The 21,648-nt window shown below is 39.4% G+C and carries 22 protein-coding genes; 6 read left to right on the forward strand and 16 right to left on the reverse strand.

From position 1 onward, the window contains the following. Nucleotides 1-68 precede the first annotated feature (68 nt). The 3 genes from O3598_RS05605 to O3598_RS05615 all read right to left on the reverse strand — a co-directional run bounded on the left by O3598_RS05605 (nt 69) and on the right by O3598_RS05615 (nt 2,644). A complete protein-coding gene (locus tag O3598_RS05605) occupies nt 69-950 on the reverse strand; it encodes a sirohydrochlorin cobaltochelatase (RefSeq protein ID WP_119982755.1) in 882 nt (293 codons plus the stop codon). 122 nt (nt 951-1,072) lie between these two features. Beyond that, nucleotides 1,073-2,020 (reverse strand): DUF805 domain-containing protein, encoded by a 948-nt coding sequence (locus tag O3598_RS05610; protein ID WP_119982756.1) that lies wholly within the window; start codon nt 2,018-2,020, stop codon nt 1,073-1,075. A 171-nt stretch (nt 2,021-2,191) separates the two neighbouring features. After that, nucleotides 2,192-2,644: a hypothetical protein gene (locus tag O3598_RS05615; protein ID WP_119982757.1), complete on the reverse strand. Its 453-nt coding sequence runs from the start codon at nt 2,642-2,644 to the stop codon at nt 2,192-2,194. A gap of 309 nt (nt 2,645-2,953) precedes the next feature. On the opposite strand from O3598_RS05615, the gene O3598_RS05620 reads away from it, so the two are divergent. Further along, entirely contained in the window at nt 2,954-3,955 is a 1,002-nt protein-coding gene (locus tag O3598_RS05620; protein WP_371452100.1) for a sirohydrochlorin cobaltochelatase, read from the forward strand. A 51-nt stretch (nt 3,956-4,006) separates the two neighbouring features. Then, nucleotides 4,007-4,948 (forward strand): ABC transporter substrate-binding protein, encoded by a 942-nt coding sequence (locus tag O3598_RS05625; protein ID WP_119982759.1) that lies wholly within the window; start codon nt 4,007-4,009, stop codon nt 4,946-4,948. A 70-nt stretch (nt 4,949-5,018) separates the two neighbouring features. Here the strand turns inward: O3598_RS05625 and O3598_RS05630 are convergent, their stop codons facing one another. The 12 genes from O3598_RS05630 to O3598_RS05685 form a co-directional block, all read right to left on the reverse strand. Further along, complete coding sequence (locus O3598_RS05630; protein ID WP_016475724.1) at nt 5,019-5,801, reverse strand: ABC transporter ATP-binding protein; 783 nt, start codon at nt 5,799-5,801, stop codon at nt 5,019-5,021. Then, complete coding sequence (locus O3598_RS05635; protein ID WP_005379268.1) at nt 5,801-6,796, reverse strand: FecCD family ABC transporter permease; 996 nt, start codon at nt 6,794-6,796, stop codon at nt 5,801-5,803. Before O3598_RS05635 ends, O3598_RS05630 begins: the two co-directional genes overlap by 1 nt. A 119-nt stretch (nt 6,797-6,915) precedes the next feature. Further along, a complete protein-coding gene (locus O3598_RS05640; protein WP_005376263.1) occupies nt 6,916-7,581 on the reverse strand; it encodes a precorrin-8X methylmutase in 666 nt (221 codons plus the stop codon). Then, complete coding sequence (gene cobK / locus O3598_RS05645; protein WP_005379186.1) at nt 7,568-8,356, reverse strand: precorrin-6A reductase; 789 nt, start codon at nt 8,354-8,356, stop codon at nt 7,568-7,570. Before cobK ends, O3598_RS05640 begins: the two co-directional genes overlap by 14 nt. Beyond that, nucleotides 8,353-9,042: a precorrin-3B C(17)-methyltransferase gene (cobJ, locus tag O3598_RS05650; RefSeq protein ID WP_016475726.1), complete on the reverse strand. Its 690-nt coding sequence runs from the start codon at nt 9,040-9,042 to the stop codon at nt 8,353-8,355. The genes cobK and cobJ overlap by 4 nt, the downstream gene beginning before the upstream one ends. A 29-nt stretch (nt 9,043-9,071) precedes the next feature. Beyond that, a complete protein-coding gene (locus tag O3598_RS05655; protein WP_371452102.1) occupies nt 9,072-10,193 on the reverse strand; it encodes a cobalt-precorrin 5A hydrolase in 1,122 nt (373 codons plus the stop codon). A gap of 4 nt (nt 10,194-10,197) precedes the next feature. Further along, nucleotides 10,198-10,959, reverse strand: a complete 762-nt coding sequence (cobM, locus tag O3598_RS05660) for a precorrin-4 C(11)-methyltransferase (protein WP_005376252.1) — start codon at nt 10,957-10,959, stop codon at nt 10,198-10,200. Nucleotide 10,960: 1 nt separating this feature from the next. Continuing rightward, nucleotides 10,961-11,548 (reverse strand): precorrin-6Y C5,15-methyltransferase (decarboxylating) subunit CbiT, encoded by a 588-nt coding sequence (gene cbiT / locus O3598_RS05665; RefSeq protein WP_371452103.1) that lies wholly within the window; start codon nt 11,546-11,548, stop codon nt 10,961-10,963. Continuing rightward, complete coding sequence (gene cbiE, locus O3598_RS05670) at nt 11,545-12,171, reverse strand: precorrin-6y C5,15-methyltransferase (decarboxylating) subunit CbiE (RefSeq protein ID WP_119982762.1); 627 nt, start codon at nt 12,169-12,171, stop codon at nt 11,545-11,547. The genes cbiT and cbiE overlap by 4 nt, the downstream gene beginning before the upstream one ends. Further along, nucleotides 12,147-13,265 carry a cobalt-precorrin-5B (C(1))-methyltransferase CbiD gene (gene cbiD, locus O3598_RS05675; RefSeq protein WP_005379239.1) on the reverse strand — a complete coding sequence of 373 codons (1,119 nt, stop codon included), beginning with the start codon at nt 13,263-13,265 and terminating at the stop codon, nt 12,147-12,149. Before cbiD ends, cbiE begins: the two co-directional genes overlap by 25 nt. 71 nt (nt 13,266-13,336) lie before the next feature. Next, nucleotides 13,337-13,831 carry a YajQ family cyclic di-GMP-binding protein gene (locus tag O3598_RS05680; RefSeq protein ID WP_005376039.1) on the reverse strand — a complete coding sequence of 165 codons (495 nt, stop codon included), beginning with the start codon at nt 13,829-13,831 and terminating at the stop codon, nt 13,337-13,339. 295 nt (nt 13,832-14,126) lie between these two features. Beyond that, nucleotides 14,127-15,722: a WG repeat-containing protein gene (locus O3598_RS05685; protein WP_119982763.1), complete on the reverse strand. Its 1,596-nt coding sequence runs from the start codon at nt 15,720-15,722 to the stop codon at nt 14,127-14,129. Between the two features lie 146 nt (nt 15,723-15,868). On the opposite strand from O3598_RS05685, the gene O3598_RS05690 reads away from it, so the two are divergent. The 4 genes from O3598_RS05690 to tnpA all read left to right on the forward strand — a co-directional run bounded on the left by O3598_RS05690 (nt 15,869) and on the right by tnpA (nt 20,076). Further along, a complete protein-coding gene (locus O3598_RS05690) occupies nt 15,869-16,789 on the forward strand; it encodes an RluA family pseudouridine synthase (RefSeq protein ID WP_119982764.1) in 921 nt (306 codons plus the stop codon). A 144-nt stretch (nt 16,790-16,933) separates the two neighbouring features. Further along, nucleotides 16,934-17,863 (forward strand): class II fructose-1,6-bisphosphate aldolase, encoded by a 930-nt coding sequence (fba, locus tag O3598_RS05695; RefSeq protein WP_005379166.1) that lies wholly within the window; start codon nt 16,934-16,936, stop codon nt 17,861-17,863. 3 nt (nt 17,864-17,866) lie between these two features. After that, nucleotides 17,867-19,423, forward strand: a complete 1,557-nt coding sequence (locus O3598_RS05700; RefSeq protein WP_119982765.1) for a putative polysaccharide biosynthesis protein — start codon at nt 17,867-17,869, stop codon at nt 19,421-19,423. A 188-nt stretch (nt 19,424-19,611) separates the two neighbouring features. After that, nucleotides 19,612-20,076: an IS200/IS605 family transposase gene (gene tnpA, locus O3598_RS05705; protein ID WP_005375295.1), complete on the forward strand. Its 465-nt coding sequence runs from the start codon at nt 19,612-19,614 to the stop codon at nt 20,074-20,076. A gap of 161 nt (nt 20,077-20,237) precedes the next feature. Here the strand turns inward: tnpA and O3598_RS05710 are convergent, their stop codons facing one another. Continuing rightward, nucleotides 20,238-21,623 carry a hypothetical protein gene (locus tag O3598_RS05710; RefSeq protein WP_119982122.1) on the reverse strand — a complete coding sequence of 462 codons (1,386 nt, stop codon included), beginning with the start codon at nt 21,621-21,623 and terminating at the stop codon, nt 20,238-20,240. Nucleotides 21,624-21,648 lie beyond the last annotated feature (25 nt).

The raw sequence follows: 21,648 nt of genomic DNA on the forward strand, positions 1-21,648 counted from the left end.
AAGGTGGATGCTTTTTGAAGATAGTGTGTATTTATGAGAGAGTTTATATACAACCTTACCAGAAGTAATTAAGAAATCATTCCTTGTGCTTCTATACGGGAAGGTCGAATAACAGTTTGATATGATTCGCGTTGAGAGCTACGTTTTCTATCAGACATACGAATCGCTTGACCTAAATGTTTCAAGAATAAATCTTGTACATATGGATTTTCACCTAGTCCTTCATTCCAAATATCTACGTTGTACCCTTGTTCTGTCAAAAGTGCATAAATAGAATCGGAACGATCACCGCCAAGATAATCCATTAAATGAGTAGAACCAATCAAAGCCAATGGTACAACGAGTACATCTTTATGACCCATTCTATCTACCAATGTTAAGGCCTGCTTAAATGTAGGGAAACCATTTGTGGTAAATACAGCTACATTAGGAGCAGAACCATACATAGCTTTCAATTGTAATGTGGAGAATTCCAATTGATTTTGACCATTTGCCATCAATAAAACGGATTTATTAAGAGACTTAGTATTTATATGACGCATGATGCCATCTAATGTAGCTTCATAATCATCAGCGTAATTTTTAACACCTAACGATGTTAATAAGGGTTTACCGATATTAACTTGAGAGAAATTATATTCACTGCTATGTAAGAACTTAAGTGCTTGCTTACGCATTTGTTGATAGCATTGATCCGCTACGAGAGTAATCGGTTGTATATATACCTCATCAATTCCCTTGCGACTAAATTCTTGCATGACGTCGGTGAAAGAAGCAATCGTATCATCATATTTTTCATTCCACTTTTCCACTAATGCATCAGACAAAAATACACGTCGTACCTCTACATCTCTGTATAAGGAACGAACTTTAGACTCTATAGTGCCAATGGATGATTCCACTGCTTCTTTATAAATTGATCCAAAGGATGCAATGATTATACCTTTCATATGTGACCTCCATATACCCATATATATGAAACAATTTTCATAAATGAAAATTGTTATCAACTACCATGTACTAATCATACAAGATTGATGCATGAAAGTCAATTAGAAATATTATCATATAATTATTTTGAAGATTCTATATATTGCCAGGATCCTTTTACTAGTAATAAATATATTACATAAACATTTACATAAGGTATAAATAAACCAAATACCCAAAATGCACTACTATAAGAATCATGTAATCGCTGAATTAATACTCTTAATACGTATATAAAGCACCAAATCAAAAAAATAGACACAATAAAAATCAAAAATATATGTTCTAATGATATTTTAGATAAAATAGTCCCTATTGAATAAATTAATATTACAAGTAACAGAACCATAATTTGATATACCATATAATAATATACCAATTCACCTCTTGATATACGCCCCCGCCAGTTAAATAAGTCCAACGACAAAACCTTTTTAAAAATCGGTACGATTTTATATAAGGAAAACTCATCTAAAAATTGTTCAAATCCGCCAAACTCAATTCTTATAAGATTAGAGCCAACCTTTTCAATACAATTTGATAAGCCATAGTCATTATCGCATTCATTACTAGGAAACAAAGATAATATTAATAACCCTACTACCCATATGTTTAAATTAACTGACATACTTGTAATCAATGAATCCTCAGTATATGATACCGCTAATATAGGTGGTGAATAATTTAAATAATTAGTATACAACGTATATATACCGGCTACTATAACAAATCCTGAAATCCATTTTTGATTAACATCTAGAATTCGTCTAATTGCTAATACAGAAAAAATTAGTAATGATATTCCTAAATTAGCATATCCAATCAAAGACACTACACTCTCTTCATATTCTGGTAAGGAGTTAAATGTTAGTCCTGGCATAGCAATATAAGAAAAATATACTAATATTATAGAAAGCAAGTAAGGAATACGAGTAATTCGCCATGATAAAATTAAAGATTTAATGTTAGTTTTTAACAAAAACAACTCATCATTTATTGTCTTTCTGCTTATAATATCTTTCAAGATCATATTTTGTAATATCCTTCCAGCCTTAATCAATAGTAACTTTAATAATCTTAGGATTGAAAGTATTTAGAGTAAATAGCCTCATTAGTAAAATTACTCTTTATCATTATTTACGACTCCTTATGATCAGAAAGGTGCAAATATCTCACTATGCTCCAACAGACTTCTTTCTCTTTACGAGTTTATAGCAACCACAAATCTATATGTCGCTATAAGTATAACTAGTAATTTTAAAACAAATGGCATCTCACTTTGTATCGACCACCCCACAAAAATAATATAAGCAAATATGATGACTGCCCATTTGAACTTATTTTTATGGGCTATATTGATTCCCAGTAATTTACCATGCAGTCCTAATAGAATATATAAAAATACTTTTCTTTTTGATCCACATATTCTTAATGCTCGATTATATATAAGCTTATACAGTTTTCTTCTTCTATATACAGGTATTAAGAAAATACAAGCATATAAAAATGCAGGAAACATACCTTCTAAAACTGCTATAGAGAACTCATAATTAACATCTTGCAAACTACCTATAAAGAATCCGAGCAGTAAAATTAACGATGAAACCCATCGAAAACGTTGGTCATTTAAAAATCTTAATAATTGTCTCTCCACAGAAAATAAAATCCTCTCTATTAATTTAAAATCTTATACAATTAATCATTTTAACAAAACAGAATGATAAATCCTATCATAAATATTGAATTACTTATAATTATACCGTCATAACCAATAAGAATATTTCTATAAAACATAAGATTATTCCTCATTTATTATGATTTTTTATAAAAAACAGTCGTATTATTTATACGTGTACAGGTATGGGGTTTATTGACATCCATCCCCTAGGTTGCTACGATTGATTTATAGATTATAGTTATGTCTGCATAGTCAGATGATGTTGTTTAATGAGGTGATTCACTTATGTTTAGTGTAAAAAAACAAGCATTAACGGTTTCTGCTGCATTAGCGGCTTTCGCATTAACATTTGGCGCTCCTGTGCTTGGTCACGCTGCATACCAATTAAATTCTGAAGTAAAAGACGCTACTCCAGCATTAAAAGAAGCTTCTGCAATCGGTGTTCGTACACACAATACTGAAGCTTTACAAAACTTGCCAAACAAAGATGCTATGGTTGTTATGAGCTTTGGTACAACTTATAAAGATACTCGTGCGAAAACAATCGATGCAACTGTAGATGCTATTAAAGCAGCTCATCCAAACACAAAAGTAATTACAGCTTTCACAAGCCATATTATTCGTGATCGTATCCAACAAAAAGAAGGTATTACTTACCCAACTCCTGAAGAAGCATTGGCTGAACTTAAAAAAGACGGTTACACTCGCGTTGCATTAGCATCCCTTGATGTAATTCCTGGTATGGAATACAACTACGATGCAGCAGTATATAATTTGTACAAAGATAATTTCAAAAAAATGACACTTGGTACATCTCTTATGTACTGGATGGGTCAAGAAAACCAAACTGACCAAGTTATTGAAACATTAAGAGCTGTTCAATCTCAATTCCCTAAATTAGGCAAAGAAGACGGTCTTCTTATCATGGCTCATGGTACTCCAGATCCTTCCAATGCTTACTATTCTGTAATTCAAGACCGTATCCATACTCTTGGTATGAAAAATGTATTTATTTACACTGTAGAAGGTACTCCAAATCTTGAACAAGTTATCCCTCAATTGAAATTACATGGTATTAAACACGTTACATTGATGCCATTCATGATGGTAGCTGGCGACCATGCAAATAATGACATGGCTGGTGCAGAACCAGAATCCCATAAATCCATTCTTGAAAAAGAAGGTTTCAAAGTTGACACTTACATCCATGGCTTAGGTGAAAATCCTAACATCCGTAACTTATTCGTTGAACGTGCTAACGAATCTTGGGACGCATTACAAAAATAATCAATCTACAATTTAACTAGTATCGTTATATAACGTACATAGGAGTACATCATGAAAAAACTACTACTCTGTAGTCTTGCTTTGGTCATGATCGTACTAGCAATAGCTGGGTGTGGTAAGTCCACATCCAGCTCTTCTGCTACTACGAAGGAACTTACCTTTAATGGTGAAACCTATACTGTACCAAAGGATCCACAACGCATCGCCGTTCTTTCAAATTCTGTATTGTCCATGCTATACGCAGTAGATGGAAAGGCAATTTCCCGAGCTAGCACGACAGATAAACTAGCGCCAGAATTAGAAGCATTACCTGCATTAGGTCAAACGGCTAACATCAATATGGAACAATTGTTAGGTTTAAAACCAGATGTGGTATTGGGTTTGGAAAACCAACATAAAAAATATGAATCCCAATTACAATCTAACAATATTCCAGCCGTACTTTTCAATTACGATGGTATCAAGGATAATGTGCCAATGCTAACATTCCTTGGAGAGTTAACAAACCATCAAGATAAGGCTAAATCCGTTATTGCCACCTATGAAAGTAATATTCAAAAGGTTAAGGATGCCATTAAAAACCAACAACCTGCACGTATTGCCGTATTGCGTGCTACCGGTAAAGGTGTGACAGCCGAAACCGACGAAGCGGTAACTGCATCTATGGTCAAAGAATTAGGTATGACAAATGTTGTAACATCTCACCTAGATGGTACAACCAAAGATAAAACGGTACCGTATTCTCTTGAAACATTAACCGCTGATAACCCTGACATTATCTTCGTCGTTACCATGGGTAAAGAAGAAGAAATTACAAAGGCCATGAAGAAAGCTATGACAGATAATCCTGCATGGGCTAATCTTAAGGCTGTACAAAACAACCGTGTCATCTACTTACCATCTAAACTATTCCTACTTAACCCAGGTCTACAAACACCTGAGGCTATGGCTCATTTAGTGAAAGAAGCATATGGCATTGATGTTACATTTTAACATATCCTAACATACTAAAGAGGGCATTCCCCATTTCGGGAATGCCCTCTTTCACTATTAGTCTAGCTATCTACTCAACTAAACCTTTTACGCGTACATATTGTTTATCATCAAAGGTATCGATTTGTACATCTACAGAGAATACATCTCTAAATAGTTCATCCGATACGATTTCTTTCGTGTCTCCAGCTGTCACTAAATGACCATCTTTTATAATAGCCATATAATGAGAATATTGTACGGCTTGCGTCAATTCATGGAGTACCATCAATACGGTTAACCCTTGTTCATCGTTTAATCGTTTTAACAATTCCATGATTTCTAGTTGATGGTTAATATCTAAGTATGTTGTTGGTTCGTCTAACACTAATAATTTGGGTTGTTGTGCTAAGGCCATAGCAATCCATACCCGTTGCCGTTCACCACCAGATAAAGATGGAATTAATTGATTCCGTAAATGATTCGTTTTTGTAATTCCTAATGCATAGTCAACGATTTCTCGGTCCTCTTTGGCCGTATTCTTCCACCACATTTGGTATGGATAGCGTCCACAATATACCAATTCTTCTACGGTCATATCCTTTGGCATATTAGGCACCTGTGGCAGAAACGCCATTTGACGTGCCAATTCATTTTGTGAATACGACTGTAATGGTTTACCTAAAATAGTCACACATTCACGAGGACTATGAATATATCCAATCATAGACCGTAAGAGTGTACTTTTACCACAACCATTAGGCCCGATTAAAGTCGTTATTTTACCAGTAGGGACAGATACATTAATATCATGTAAAATATGACGATTTCCGAGAGTGACGGATAACTGATTTACATCAATAGCCGTATTCATTAGTTATCCCTCCTCAATAGATATAAGAAGAATGGCGCCCCAAAGAATGCCATGATAATGCCAACCGGTACCTCAATTGGACTCCACATAACACGCCCTACCGTATCACTAACAACGAGGACGAGTGCCCCTAATAATGCAGAGCCGGGAAGTAAATACGCATAATCATTACCGATGATAAGTCGTAACATATGCGGTATAACGAGGCCTACGAAACCGATTAAGCCCGCAATACTAACGGCACCTGCTGCTAATAGAGCCGCAACAGCAGTCATAATAAACCGCGTTTGTTCTACCTTAAGGCCTAGCCCCTTTGCTGTTTCATCACCTAAACTTAAAATAGTAAGACGTTTGGCACCTAAACAGGCAAAAATAAGACCGACTAACGCGTATGGGAACAGAACCTCTACTTGAGGCCAACTGCGTGCAGCCAAGCCCCCTACCATCCAAAGTAAGGCTCCTTGCACACGATCTCCATAGAATACAAGTAGTGCAGAAATACCAGAGCCTAAAAAAGCAGCCACCGCAACACCAGCCAAGATGATACGGCTTGGGCGTACACCATTCTTCCAAGCAAGAGCATATACCATCAACGCCGCAGCCATAGCACCTATAAAGGCGACGAGAGGCACAATATGATCATAGCCAGGGAAAAGAATAAATATAATAACACCGGCAAGTCCAGCACCGGAGGAAACGCCAACGATTTGAGGATCTGCCAAAGGGTTCTTCATAACCGCCTGTAAAATGGCACCCGATACAGCTAAACAAGCACCAACTAATGCAGCAACAATATTACGAGGCAACCTAATATTCCAAATGATTTGCGATGCTGTATCTGTTAGCTCACTAGCCCACAATGTGTGCCAAATCTCCGATAGTGACACCGGTGTGGAGCCCCAAATCAGTGAGATAATCATGCTAGCTATGACAGCAATAACCAAGACAATAATAACTGATATACGAAATAGTTTTCGTTCATTCAGAGAGTCCACAGTAACCTCTCCTTTCACCAATACATGGTACTATCAGCACCCGTATTATACATATAAACCTCATAATAGATACAGTAAAACCCGAATCGCCAGCAGTATGCAACGATTCGGGTTACTTATTATTTAGATTCTTTGCCTTCTACGAAGAGCATATCGTTGCGTTTTACATCTGTGTAAAGCAATGCATTACATACGGATGCTGCAATTGGGCTACCGCCCTTGTTACCTTTTACAGTGATATAAGGAACTGGGGATACTTCCATCAAATAATCTTTAGATTCAGCAGCGCCAACAAAGCCTACAGGAATACCGATGATAAGAGCTGGTTTAATACCTTCTTCAAGAGCAAGGCGCAATACTTCGTACAATGCAGTTGGTGCATTACCGATAGCAACGATTTGGCCTTCTAATTGTTTGCCAAATGTGCGCATAGCAGCGATAGAACGTGTTACGCCCAATTCTTTAGCCATTTTAGCTACATTTTCATCTTTGATTAAGCAATGTACTTCATTACCACGAAGTTTAAGAGCCGGTTTAGAAATACCTGTGCGAACCATTTCTACGTCAGTGTAAATATCTGCACCATTGTCTAATGCTTCTATACCTTTTTGAACAGCATCAGGGCTCATTTTTACGAGTTGAGCATATTCAACGTCACCAGATGCGTGAACTGTACGAGATACAACGCGTACTTCATCATCGGTTAAACCTAAATCCTTTACATAATCGTAAATGATTTCCATACTTTTATCTTCAATGGCTTTAGGATTTTTAACGTAATCCATTAGTGTCCTCCCATAATTTGAAAAATTCATCATTCGATGATACCACAGGGCATTCTAGTTTCACCCGTGGACGATCGATAACAATAACGTGGATGCCAAGGTCGATGGCAGCCTGTAATTTCGTATCAGCACCACCTACGAGGCCAGAGTTTTTCATAACCACAACGCTCGCCTTTGTATCGTGGAACATAATACGATTCATATCGTAAGAAAATGGACCTTGTACGGCAACGATACGTTTAGGACTCACATTGAGGTCTTCCATCATTTGCAACACCTCAGCAGTTGGCAAAATACGTGTCCACACTTCACAGTCTTGTAACGCTTCAGATTTAGCAAAGATGTGCATCGTCTTACTACCAGTAGTCAAATATACATGATTGTTATTTTCCTTTGCCAATTTGCCGGCTAAATTAGCTGCTTCTGTTTCATCCACTACGATATGCAACTTATCATAGTCTGGCAATGGTACCTCTTTTCGTTCAAACCGAACAAAAGGGATACCCACCGCCTTAGCTGCATCTTGAGCCGTTGCGGTCACAATAGCCGCATACGGATGGCTTGCATCGATGAGTAGGCGCACATTATGCTCCTTAATCAACTGTTGCATAGCCTCTTGGTCAAGACGGCCTGTATGAACTGTAATGCCTTCATGAGCTGCCAATTCCGCCCCATATTGGCTCACTACCGTCACGAGAACCTCTTCACCGGTTCGTTCTTGGATATCTACCGCTAAGGTTCGACCATCCAAGGTACCAGCAATGACCCAAATCATAATTTATAGCCTCGAGGTGTAATCATGCGACCATTTTCAACATAAGTTTGGCTGTTACCAATGATAACAAGTGTTTGCATATCTACTTCTTCTTTTGTGAAGTTTTCAAGATCAGAAATTACCATATGTTGACCTGGACGACCTGCTTTTTGCACGATGCCAACAGGTGTTTTAGGGTCGCGGTATTTAAGAACGATTTCTCGCACTTCATCTAAATGAGTTACGCGTTTTTTACTGCGTGGATTATACAAGGAAATAACCATATCCCCTTGTGCGCAGAGGTCAGCACGTTTTTTAATTAGATCCCAAGGTGTCATCAAATCGCTAAGGGAAATAACGGCAAAGTCATGCATCAAAGGTGCACCCAATACAGATGCTGCTACGTTGACAGCACTAAGACCTGGAACGATATCCACGGAAGGGCGTTTGTCTGCTGATACTTTATTAGCCAATTCCAATACAAGGCCAGCCATGCCGTACACGCCGGAGTCACCAGAGGATACAACTACTACTTGGTGACCTTCTACAGCCAAATCAACGGCTTGTTGGCAACGATCCACTTCTTGCATCATCGCTGTACCTACCGTTTGTTTACCTGCGATAAGGTCTTTAATCAAATCAAGATATGTTAAATAACCGACTACACGATCTGCCGCTAAAATCGCTTCCCGTGCTTGCGGTGTCATAAATTCAGCGTCCCCAGGTCCAATGCCGATTACTTTGATGTTACCTGTGCAATGGCTACCGTTGTTTTGGGATACACCGTTTTGTGCTGTATTAATGTTTGGCTCTTGGCCGCTAGTAATGCTGTTGTCTCGCATACGTTTCCTACTCCTATTGTTCCTTTTACAAATGTGGATTCTTTTAAATCCTGTTCTTCTATAACAGGTGCTATCTCTTCTTGTGTGTAGAAATGGATAGACCACCCTAATTCGTTTACGGCCTCTAATAGGCCCACTTCATCTTGTTTCACGATAACCGATGCAGCTGTGACTATGCTTTTTGGTGAAAGCTTATGCGTCTGTAGAGATTGTGTAATGGCATCCAGTATGAGCTCCTTTGGCGTATCTCGGCGACAACCAATCCCCATCGTATACGTACGAGGGCGTAAGATGAGTTGCTCTGGATACTCACAAATCATCTTATCTGTTATCACTACGCGACGAACACCATCAGTCTCAGGCAATGTAAATACATCTACCACCTGAACAGTGCCATGCGTACCGATATGTAATGCAGCAGCATCGCGTAACCGATTAGCATCGACTAAGGTTTCATCGATGTAGTAGTTGACGCTTTCACCAGCCACAACAGCAGAATTAACATCCACTAATGTGTGAAAATCGTCGACCAACAGATGCTCGTGGCGCGCCAACACGTCAGGCGCTGGCAATCCATTAACATCCGTCGCCGTTGTAATAACTGGGTCCGCATCGATGGCCAGCGAAATGGACTGCGTCCATTCGTTGGCGCCCCCAAGGTGACCGGATAATAAACTGATGACATGATGACCGGCCTCATCCATTACAACGATGGCAGGATCCTTGGATTTATGTTCAATATACGGTGCAATCATGCGTACTACAATACCGAGTGCCATAATGCATAACACTTGATCGTAATCTTTGAAAATCTGTCCTATGTGATGTTTGAGAGAATCAAAATAGATAGCCTCACCACCAGAGGGACGGTTTTCCTTTTCATAACAATCCGCATGAGGGGCCACCAAAGATTTGATGCGTTGCCCCAGCCTAGCACCACGCTCAGACACAGAAAGAATAGCGGTTCTATTCTTCTTTGCTCCTGTCATAGGTGAATCAGATTCTAGTTCTTTCATCACACTAGTCCTTAGCACTACGATACATATGGGCAAAGCCCTTATCGTAAAGCTTAGATAATTCGTATTCGCTGTCTAGTACATGACTAACAACGATCATAGCTTGGCGTAATACGCCTTCTTCAGCTACGATATCCGCAATGGTTTCCAATGTACCGCGGATAATGCGTTGGTCTGGCCAAGAAGCTTTCACTACGATAGCTACAGGTGTTGTTTTATCATAACCGCCTTCGATGAGTTCAGCTACTACCTTATCTAGCATTTGAACGCTAAGGAAGATACACATGGTCGCTTCATGAGCCGCCAACATGCGCAATTTTTCCTTTGGAGGCATTGGTGTACGGCCTTCCATGCGCGTAATAATGACGGTTTGAGATACATTTGGCAATGTATACTCTTGTTTTAATGCTGCTGCAGTAGCAAGGAACGAACTTACGCCAGGCACCACTTCATAGGTAATACCCATGCCAGCCAAGGCATCCATTTGTTCTTGAATAGCACCATAAATAGCGGGGTCACCGGTATGTAAACGGACAACCTTTTTGCCATCTGCCACGGCAGCTTTCATAACAGCCAATACCTCATCAAGGTTCATAGTGGCACTGTTATGAATTTCACAACCTGGTTTACAAGCCTCTAAAATAGCAGGGTTTACCAAGGAACCGGCATAGATGACAACGTCGGCCTCTTGCACTAAACGATACCCTTTTCGCGTAATAAGCTCTGGATCCCCAGGGCCTGCGCCTACAATATGTACGTCAACCATATTACTCTCCTTCTGCGATACGCGTTGCAGATACAATAAAAATTGGACTCAATGGGTCCAACAAATGATATGGACCAGCCTTACGATAGCGGCTAATGGACATTTGGTACCCTTCGTATGTGAAAGGACGACCTTTCAACTCTTTTAAAATGGTATAACCCGTTTCCATCGTTACCGCCGTTACAACAAGGCGACCGCCTACCTTTAACAACCGTTGTACTTCATCCATAATGCCCGTCATACCACCAGCACTACCGCCGATAATAACCACATCAAGCTCAGGTAAATCTTCCATACCCTCCGGAGCTTTGGATTTTATAACAGTCATATTATTTACATTGAATTTCTTCATATTTTCATGAATCAACTCAATGCCTTTATCAAAACGTTCGATAGCATATACATGACCTTTAGGTGCCGCTAAGGCAGCTTCAATAGAAATCGAACCCGTACCAGCCCCCACATCAAGAACGATGCTATCTTCTTCGATACGTGCCTCATTCATAACGGCTTTACGAATCTCGCATTTCGTCATCGGCACGTCACCGCGTATAAATTCCTCATCAGGAATTCCAAAAAAATGTCTCATCCTAGTACCACCATTACAGAATGACCAAATCCTTTGAGTTCTGTAAGAACCTCTAGCGTGGAGTCTACGATTTTCTCATCGTCATAACTCAATCGCTCAAGGGCTGCAGCTCTCGTTTCTTTTGGCCAACCTGCATCTATTAAAATACGCGCAATATGCGCTGGATTATATTCAGGATCCGTTAAGAACCCCATCTTTTTTCCCGCTTCATATACGAGTCTTTCAGACGCTGGTTGGCGTCCGTGAAAGCTCATTAAATCCGCATCATGCCACACTTCGTTAAGGCGTGCAAAGGCAAATGTCATGGAACTAATGCCTGGCACCACTTCAATGCGTGTGGTAGGAAATTTCTTTTTCAAATACGGTAACAAGCTATAGTAGCCCGTATCACCGCTGACCATAACCACAACATCATGGTCGTGAAGTTCACGCTCGATTTGTTCGGATAACCAACTTAGTTTCCCCGTTACAGGATACGTAATCTGTCCGGGTTCCTTAAAATCCTCCAAGGAGCGTTCACTACCTACCAAAACGGTAGCATGTTTAATTAAATTAAGGCCTTTAGGCACCACATACTCAGGATTGCCCGGGCCAATGCCTACGATATACAAGGTATGTGCCAATGTTCTAGCTCTCCTATTTCTTTTGCATGCTTATCCATAGCCAAAATCTCACCCTTTAATGTGGTAATAATAATACCTACCTCAGCCTCATTGGCAATATATCGTTCACTGCGCATAGATGCGCGGTCTACTACACGTTGATATACACCAGTTAGGCCTTCTCGCTCTAAGATAGGGAAGGTAGATTCTGTAGTTTGGCAATTAAATAACTCTTCACACACCGCTTGGGATGCTCCTTCAAGAGCTGCATAGGCCACAATACTTTCCATGCGACCATCGCTCATGCGATTATGGGTATGGAAACTTCCGCTAGCAAGCTTAATGAGCTTACCGATATGACCGATGATCAAGATTCGTTTAAAGCCAATATGAACAGCTTGTTCAAGCATAAATCCGATAAAGTTACTCGTTTCAGCCATTTGGTTCTTATGGATACCGAGCACTTGTTCCGCTAAATCTTGACCGATACGCCCCGGTACGAGAACCGCTGTTTCGCAGCCATTGGCTTTCATTACCTTTAACTGAGGCACAAGAGAATTCTTAAACCCTTCTTCACTCATCGGCTTAACGATACCCGTTGTACCGATAATGGAAATACCACCTTCGATACCCAGCGTATGGTTCAACGTCTTCTTAGCCAACACCTTACCATTAGGAACGCTTACTGTTACCGTCACACCTTGACCTTGCGTACAAAACTCTTCAAATACGAGTTTCATCATCGCTCTAGGGCCCGGATTAATGGCCGGTTGTCCAGGGGGCATGGCAAGACCGGGTTTTGTAACCGTACCGACACCAAAGCCAGCTCGAAAACGTAGCTTGCCTGTGTCATCAAGGGTTACCGTCGTTTCCACATCATTGCCATGGGTCACATCTGGATCGTCACCGCCATCCTTCATCACAGTCGCCTTTGCCTCTGTTTCGGATATGATTTCCACAGATTTAATAGGTACCTCAATGAATTGACCTTGCGGATTCTCAATGACAACCTTGTCCACAATATCGTGTTCTAAGAGGGCCAATAAACCTGCTTTCATGCCTGCCGTAGCACATGAACCGGTCGTATAACCACCCTTCATGTCCTCTACTCTCATAGCGCCTCCTACACCGATAGGGTTAGCGATTCTCTGGAATCAATCTAACCCTATCTCTTATGCTTATATAATTAGGAACGGAAGTTAACGAATTGCAATTCAACCGGTACATCCAATTGTTTTAACATCTGAATAACCGCTTGCAAATCATCTTTATCCTTGCCAGATACGCGCACTTGATCCTCTTGGATAGACGCTTGTACCTTAAGCTTCATATTTTTGATTGCCTTTACTACTTCTTTAGCATTTTCTTTTGTAATGCCTTTTTTAATAGTAATCACTTGGCGTACAGTGGCACCAGCAGCAGGCTCAATCTTACCAAAATCAAGGTTCTTAACCGCTACATTACGTTTAACCATTTTGCCTTTTAATACATCGATAATAGCGTTCAATTTATATTCGTCATCACCGATGATTTTAATGGTATCACCGTCAAGGCTAATTTCAGCTTTAGAACCGCGGAAATCATAACGCGTACCAATCTCTTTCTTCGCTTGGTTTACCGCATTATCTACCTCTTGCATATCCACTTCGGATACAACGTCAAAGGAACAATCTTTAGCCATTTTATACCTCCTACACCTGAACCCGTTGGGCATGGGGTTCACGCATTATTTTCATCATCATCCACGTATTCATTGAATGGAATACATCTATATAATTATATCGTAAATTATCAATATTTACTAGGAATTTCAGAATTTAGATTATAACTATTCATTATATAAAAATAGCAATGTACGATACATTCATACATTGCTATTTACTCCTTGATTTATTTTTTATATGTAATCAATATAAACGGTCCTCTGTCCTACAAGCTGTAGAATAAGTAATCCGCTTATTAAGCAAAAGTTCGGGTTATAGGATATTTACAGCCTCATAAGTAGGTTGTACAACCCATTCACCTTTAGCATTCATAACGCCCCATTTTCCTTTGGACTTAACAGAGCTAAAGCCATGATTAAAAGACTTCACATCTTCTATACTATTATTAGTATCTCTAAATAATACATGACCATCATTATCGATAATAGTATATGCGTCTTTACCTGTATGAACCCATGTTACAGTATCACTGTTAAATGGCTCAATAGTCGCTTCTGTTTGAGCAGAATATAATGATTTCCCCGTAGACATATTGATAAGATTTTTAACATGATCTTTCACTACTACTAAACGATCTGTACCAGCAAAGGAGATGGAATCATATTTGAAGGATACCACTTGTTTACCAGTTGAAACATCAAAGACACCCCATTTATCACTGCTATTATCTTTTAATGCCAACAAACCGTTAAACTTATCCATTTCACCTGCATCGTAATCACCAGGTTGAATAACGATTTCGCCTTTACGATTAACAAAGCATAATTTACCAGAGTCTTTGATTACAGTTCCATAAGATGTCATAGGCCATACTTTATCTTTTTTACTGTCAATCACAATATTGCCATTACGGTCAATATAACCACGTTTTGCACCATCATATACAAAGCCGCCTACATGATAATGATGACCGCCCAAGAGAGCACCACCTACAATGCCACCAACGATAAAGCCACCTACTAGACCACCTAGGTTAAAACCACTTACGGAACGACGATATTCAGCAAGGCCATTACGATAGCCATATATCTCTTTAGAAGGTGCAACGAATAACTCTTTACCAGTACCATCAATAGCTACAATTTTACCTTTTGCATTTTTAACAAATGCACGATCTTCACTAAAACCAGTTAACACTTGACGGAATTGCGGTTCAATTACAACCTTATCATCTGCTGTTTTAAAACCGTATTTTCCTTTTTGTTTAAATTCTACAAAGCCATCACTTGCATACTCTTGTGTAACTTCTTGTTTAATACGGTCTTTTAAAGCTTCTTCTTCGGAAATTTCCACACCTTTAGGTGTTACCCAAGTTTCTGTTTTCTTATCTACTTGAGCTAATACATTACCAGTCTTATAGTCAACATCGCGAATTTCTTTATATTTAGGTTCGATTGCTACGGTTCCATCTGGACGAATAATCCCCCATTTACCGCCTTGTTTCATAGATGCTAGCAAACCATGTTCAAGAACTTCATCATTTTTGAAAGTCATCCCTTTACCAGACTTCAAAGATTTTGGTACATCGCGATATGGGTTTAATACATCAGATACATCGGCAGCAATGTATCCTGCCATGGCACTACGTTCTTCTAGTTTTTGAGGTGTCATTACACCTACGCTAGTACTTGTCGATGTAGTTCTATGAGTTTCCTCCGATTTCCACGTAGTAGAAGATGCGGATGTACTATGTTGCTCACGTGTTACACGCGTACTAGTAGATGTTGGTGTATCTGTATTTGTTACAGTTGTGGTACTAGTAGATGTTGTAGTGGATGCTGCAAAAGCACTCGTAGACATAGCCACCAACACACATGCGACTAATAAAGATTTCTTGTTGAGTTTCATAAATCTCTCCTCTTATTACTCAAAGGTCTATACATATAAAAAATATATAAATAATTATTAATATAAATTATACTATATAGCCCTTTATATATACAATAAATTATGAAAAATTCTTCATCCATTATTTTTTTGCTATAATAGGACCTATGAAAACAGCAACCATAATCGACTTGATTGTAGATGCTAATATACACACGCAATCAATGAATCATATCATAAAACAACAGCATATTTCACAACGCATGCGACGACGTCTAAAAAATAATGGAATCATCACCATTAACGGACAATCGGCTACATGGGATACCCTTGTTCATGGCGGAGATCATCTACTTATGAAATTAGCACCTGAACAAGAATTTTCACACACTCCAATGAATCTGGAAATCGTATACGAAGACGAACACATCCTCGCTGTAAATAAAGCCGCCGGTGTTCTTATGCACCCTACGTCAACGATGCGAGATGGAACATTGGCAAACGGCGTTCTCTATTATTATGACGAAACCGAACAAGCTCATGACTTTCACCCCGTCCATCGCCTCGATAAGGATACATCGGGCATCGTCATCATCGCAAAAACATCGATAGTACAACACGCCTTTGATAAGCAACGTACAAAATTTAAAAAGGTTTATGACGCCATCGTTGAAGGCACTCTGCCAAGCCAATCGCTAACAATTAAATGGCCCATCGGGCGTAAAGCAGGTAGCATCATTGAACGATGTTGCACATCAATTGGCAAACCGGCTCGTACTGATGTGACGGTATTGGCACGCCACATTGTTTCCCAACCGGTACAAATGGATAAAAATTTGAGCACGCAACAGGTTCTGACTCATGTGCAATGTGTATTGCATACGGGCCGAACCCATCAAATTCGTGTACACCTATCCCATTTAGGTTTTCCTTTAGCTGGTGATGATTTATATGGCGGTCATTTAGATCATATCCATCGTCAAGCATTGCACGCTGGCTACCTAGCTTTCACCCATCCTATGACACAGGAGTATATAGAACTACGGGCCCCTATGCCAACGGATATGAAAGATTTGCTATATCTCTAACAGATTCATCTAGAAAACCTTATAAAATTGTGGTGCTTTATATCGTTTCTTGATATACTAACAATGAATAGATATGTATCATCATAAGTTGATGACAATACTTTCAAAATACATACAATCGGCTATAAAGCCAAGGAGGACAACATGCCATTAGTAACGACTACGGAAATGTTCAAAAAAGCTTATGAAGGCGGCTACGCAGTAGGTGCTTTTAACGTTAACAATATGGAAATCGTACAAGGTATCGTCGATGCAGCAAAAGAGGAACAATCCCCTCTTATTTTGCAAGTATCTGCAGGTGCTCGCAAATATGCTAAACATATTTATCTTGTAAAACTAGTAGAAGCAGCATTGGAAGATAGCAATTTACCAATCGCTCTTCACCTTGACCACGGTGATTCTTTTGAAATCTGTAAAGATTGCGTAGACGGCGGCTTCACATCCGTTATGATCGACGCTTCTCATCACGATTTTGACGAAAACGTAAAAATTACAAAACAAGTTGTTGAATACGCTCATGCGCACGGTGTTGTAGTAGAAGCAGAACTTGGTCGTTTAGCTGGTGTCGAAGATGACGTTAACGTATCCGATGCAGACGCTCGCTTCACAGACCCTGAACAAGCTGCTGAATTCGTAGCATTAACAGGTGTTGATTCCTTGGCTATCGCTATCGGTACAAGCCATGGTGCTTACAAATTCAAAGGCACACCATACCTCGACTTTGAACGTTTGGAAAAGGTTGGTAAATTATTGCCTAACTTCCCTATCGTACTGCATGGTGCTTCCTCCGTATTGCCTGAATTCGTAGCAAAATGTAACGAATTTGGTGGCAATATCCCTGGCGCACAAGGCGTACCTGAAGAAATGCTTCGCAAAGCAGCGCAAATGGCGGTTTGCAAAATCAACATCGATACAGACCTTCGCCTTGCTATGACTGCATCTGTACGCGAATACTTGGCACAAAATCCATCCGAATTTGACCCTCGTAAATATTTAGGACCTGCTCGTGACGCTATTAAAGGCATGGTAGCTCACAAAATTAAAGATGTATTAGGTTCTTCTCACAAACTATAATCTATGGCTAGTGGATTTGTAAAAGGAACCTTAATCTTAACCATTGCCGGTTTCGTAGTGAAAGCCATCGGTAGTATCAACTGGATTCTTCTCTCCCGTATCTTGGGCGGGGAAGGCATCGGGATCTACCAGATGGCCTTTCCTATCTATTTGTTACTATTACAAATTTCGAGCGCAGGTGTGCCGATTGCCATCTCTATTTTGACGGCAGAACGATTAGCATTACACGACTTTGGTGGTGCTAAACGAGTATTTAATATTTCTTTCACAATGCTGACCATTACGGGCTTTATCGCCAGCTTGGCCATGTACTTTGGCGCAGATTGGCTTATCTCTAGCGGTCTCATTGCTGAAAGCCGTGCCTACTACTCAATCATCGCACTTGCTCCGGCAGTATTCTTTGTAACGTGGATTTCCTGTTTCCGCGGCTACATCCAAGGTTATGAAATGATGACCCCAACGGCGGTCAGCCAAATCGTAGAACAACTATTGCGCGTTATCGTCATGCTCGGTGCAGCGGCCATCTTATTGCCATATGGCTTACCTGCTGCAGCTGGCGGTGCCAGCCTAGGTGCTGGTGTCGGAGCCTTTGGTGCCTTCCTCGTGCTCTTGTACTATTACTACAAATTGCCTAAGACTAGTAGTACTGGTGAAAGCTACGATGGTCCACGCGAATCGGCCAAGGAAATTTTATCGCGACTGTTATCGTTGTCCATTCCGATTTCCTTAGCCAGCATCATGTTACCATTAACGGCCAATCTTGATTTGCTCATCGTACCACGTCGCCTATTAGACGCTAATTTCCCGATGAATGAAGTAACAGAACTGTTCGGTTATCTTACAGGTATGGCAGTGCCGCTCATCAACTTGGCTACCATTATTACAGCGGCCCTTGCTACGAGCATCGTACCAGCCATCTCTCATGCTTTTGCTAAGCGAGATCATGAAGGTATTTACGAACGCACTGCTGGTTCTATGCGCTTAACATTTATGGCAACCGTACCATTTACGGTACTATTATATGTACTTGCGGCACCAACTGTTACGTTAATTTACAATGCACCTAAGGCAGAACTGGCAACACAAATCACAGCGTTCTCTATCTTCTTCCTCGGTGTACACCAAGTTACAACAGGGATTTTACAAGGCCTTAATAAGCCACGCATTCCAGTTATCAACATGGGTATTTCCCTTATCATCAAGGTTATCCTTAACTGGACATTGACTGCCATCCCTTGGCTCGGCATCGGTGGTGCTGCCTGGGCAACCGTTGCTGATATTGGCTTTGCAGCGTTACTCAATTTGATTTACATCAAAAAATACACTGGCTACTTCCTCGATATTTCCCTTCTATGGAAAAACGTGGTCAGTGCCGGTGTCATGGGTATACTCATCTTTATGAGTTACCACTACTTAACAGATATCTTACCAATGTGGGTTAACTTCATACTCACAGGTATCGAAGGCTTATTACTCTACGTCATTATCATGGTTCTTTTAAAAGGACTTAATAAAAATGATGGGGCTAGCATGCCACTTATTGGTAGATTTTTTAGATAAGCATAACAAAAGAGGTTTAACGCATACGTGTTAAACCTCTTTTATTTGTACGCCGAATAGGCATGACTAAACCCCCAGTTAAACTGGGGGTCGGTAAAAAATTCTTAGAGAAAAGGAAAGAACCTCCTAGTGGTAAAATGAAGTTGGTCTGGCAACCACAACATTTCAACATAGGAGGTTCAATGTCAATGAATGACGTAAAAAGCTTATCACATAGTAAATGGAGATGTAAATATCATATTGTTTTTGCACCAAAGTATAGAAGACAAATAATTTATGGTCGGATAAAAGCTGATGTAGGTAAAATTTTAAGAGATTTATGTAATAGAAAAAATGTAGAGATTATAGAGGCAGAATGCTGTCCGGATCATATTCATATGTTAGTAACTATTCCACCACATTTAAGTGTATCAAGTTTTATGGGATATTTAAAAAGCAAAAGTAGCCTCATGATATTCGATAAACACGCAAATTTAAAATATAAGTATGGAAATAGACATTTCTGGTGTAGAGGATATTATGTGGATACAGTGGGAAGATACGAAGGAGCGATAAAAGAGTATATTCGCAATCAATTACAAGAAGATATAGCACAAGATACATTAAACTTTAAAGAATATACCGACCCGTTTACGGGTGAGCCGGTAAAATAGGCAAAATAAAAGCCCCCGAGTAGGGGGCCGCCAGTGGTAATAGAGTGGTTGTCAGATCATTCAAAGCCCTCTTTAGAGGGCCACCACTAGAGAAAGACCCTTATAGGGTCAGAGCAAACCACCCGTTCTACGGGTGGTTATGATTTACATCAACTATTACATTACTCTTTACTGGTACTTAATGTTTTATCATTACCAACATTTTTATTATTCTGACGTATTTCCATAAATTGTAATCTAGATGGCGAAAAACCAACCCCTGCAAAAGCCTTATCATTCCAAGATTTACTATATTTAGCAGCTACATATTGAATCACATCTCGCAACTTATAGTTACTTACATGAACATCATCAGGTTTGTATAAATAATATGTATAGACATATTGATTATCATACAATACCATTCCAAATAGTGTTGTATTTTCTTTATTAGCTTCAAAGTATAAAGCTGGAACACCATTGTTCCAAACTGTGGCATACTGTAATCGTTTATGACCTTGTAAACCATGATTATTAACAACCATACTTAAGTAACTATATAAAATATTTTGTTTTTCAACACTAACACCTTTGATCAATGGTTGCTTACCTAGTACGGCTTTGATACGTCCTGAAAGATACACATCATATTCAGCTTGACCTATGACCTCATGTTCCTTGAATTTACTATTTTTTAATACCCTAAAGGTATAAGGTCCCATTTTAACTGGATCAGTATATGTTAATACATCGCTAGCAGGCTTAATAGAAGGCAACACAAAATTGGCCAATGGCCCCATTGTATAAGAGATCGATTGTTGTGTATCATCTTTAATATGATTTTTTATAATATCTTTATTTAGAGATTGACCAATATGATAAGAAATAGTAGGTGTTTTTGGTAATGTAAAATTGATTGTCCCCACTACATAATGATCATCAAGGCCTATTACATCCCACGTTGCTTTTTCAATACCAGGATATGTGAATACACCGCCATCAATAAAGCGAGGTACAGTCTTTTCTTTTTCTAAACTCTTTTTTACAATATCCTGTATAATAGATTGATTTACATCTGCATACTCTATATTTGTATCTTCCCACTTAGATCCACTTGGTTGAGGTCTCGTTTCATAACCAAAATCAGCTACTCCCGATATAGTTATGCCACCATTCTTAATAGGATACTGAGAGAAATATTTAGGATCAATAGACCACCCAATTATACTTTCTTTAGGCCCTGTAAACTTAACATCTGCTCCATTATCTGTAATAATATATACACTTCTAGAATGATGAATCGCTCTAGTCAATTCTTGTGACAAATAAATATCATCAGCTAATTTTTCATTATTATAATTTGGTAGACGTTGCACCATTTTTTTTACTTGCATTTCCTGATAGGCATCAATTCGTTTAGCAACGTCCTCAGGAAGGCGGTATTCTTGATATGCTTCCTTCGCAATATCTGGGCGAGCTCCAGGGATGTTAACCTCAATGGCCTGAGATGCTCCTATAGTCCCAATAAATCCAATACAACTCAGTATTAACAAACGTCTTAACTTCATATCTCCCTCCTTAAATACATACGTT

The sequence above is a fragment of the Veillonella atypica genome (assembly GCF_041431435.1).
Taxonomy (GTDB): domain Bacteria; phylum Bacillota; class Negativicutes; order Veillonellales; family Veillonellaceae; genus Veillonella; species Veillonella atypica.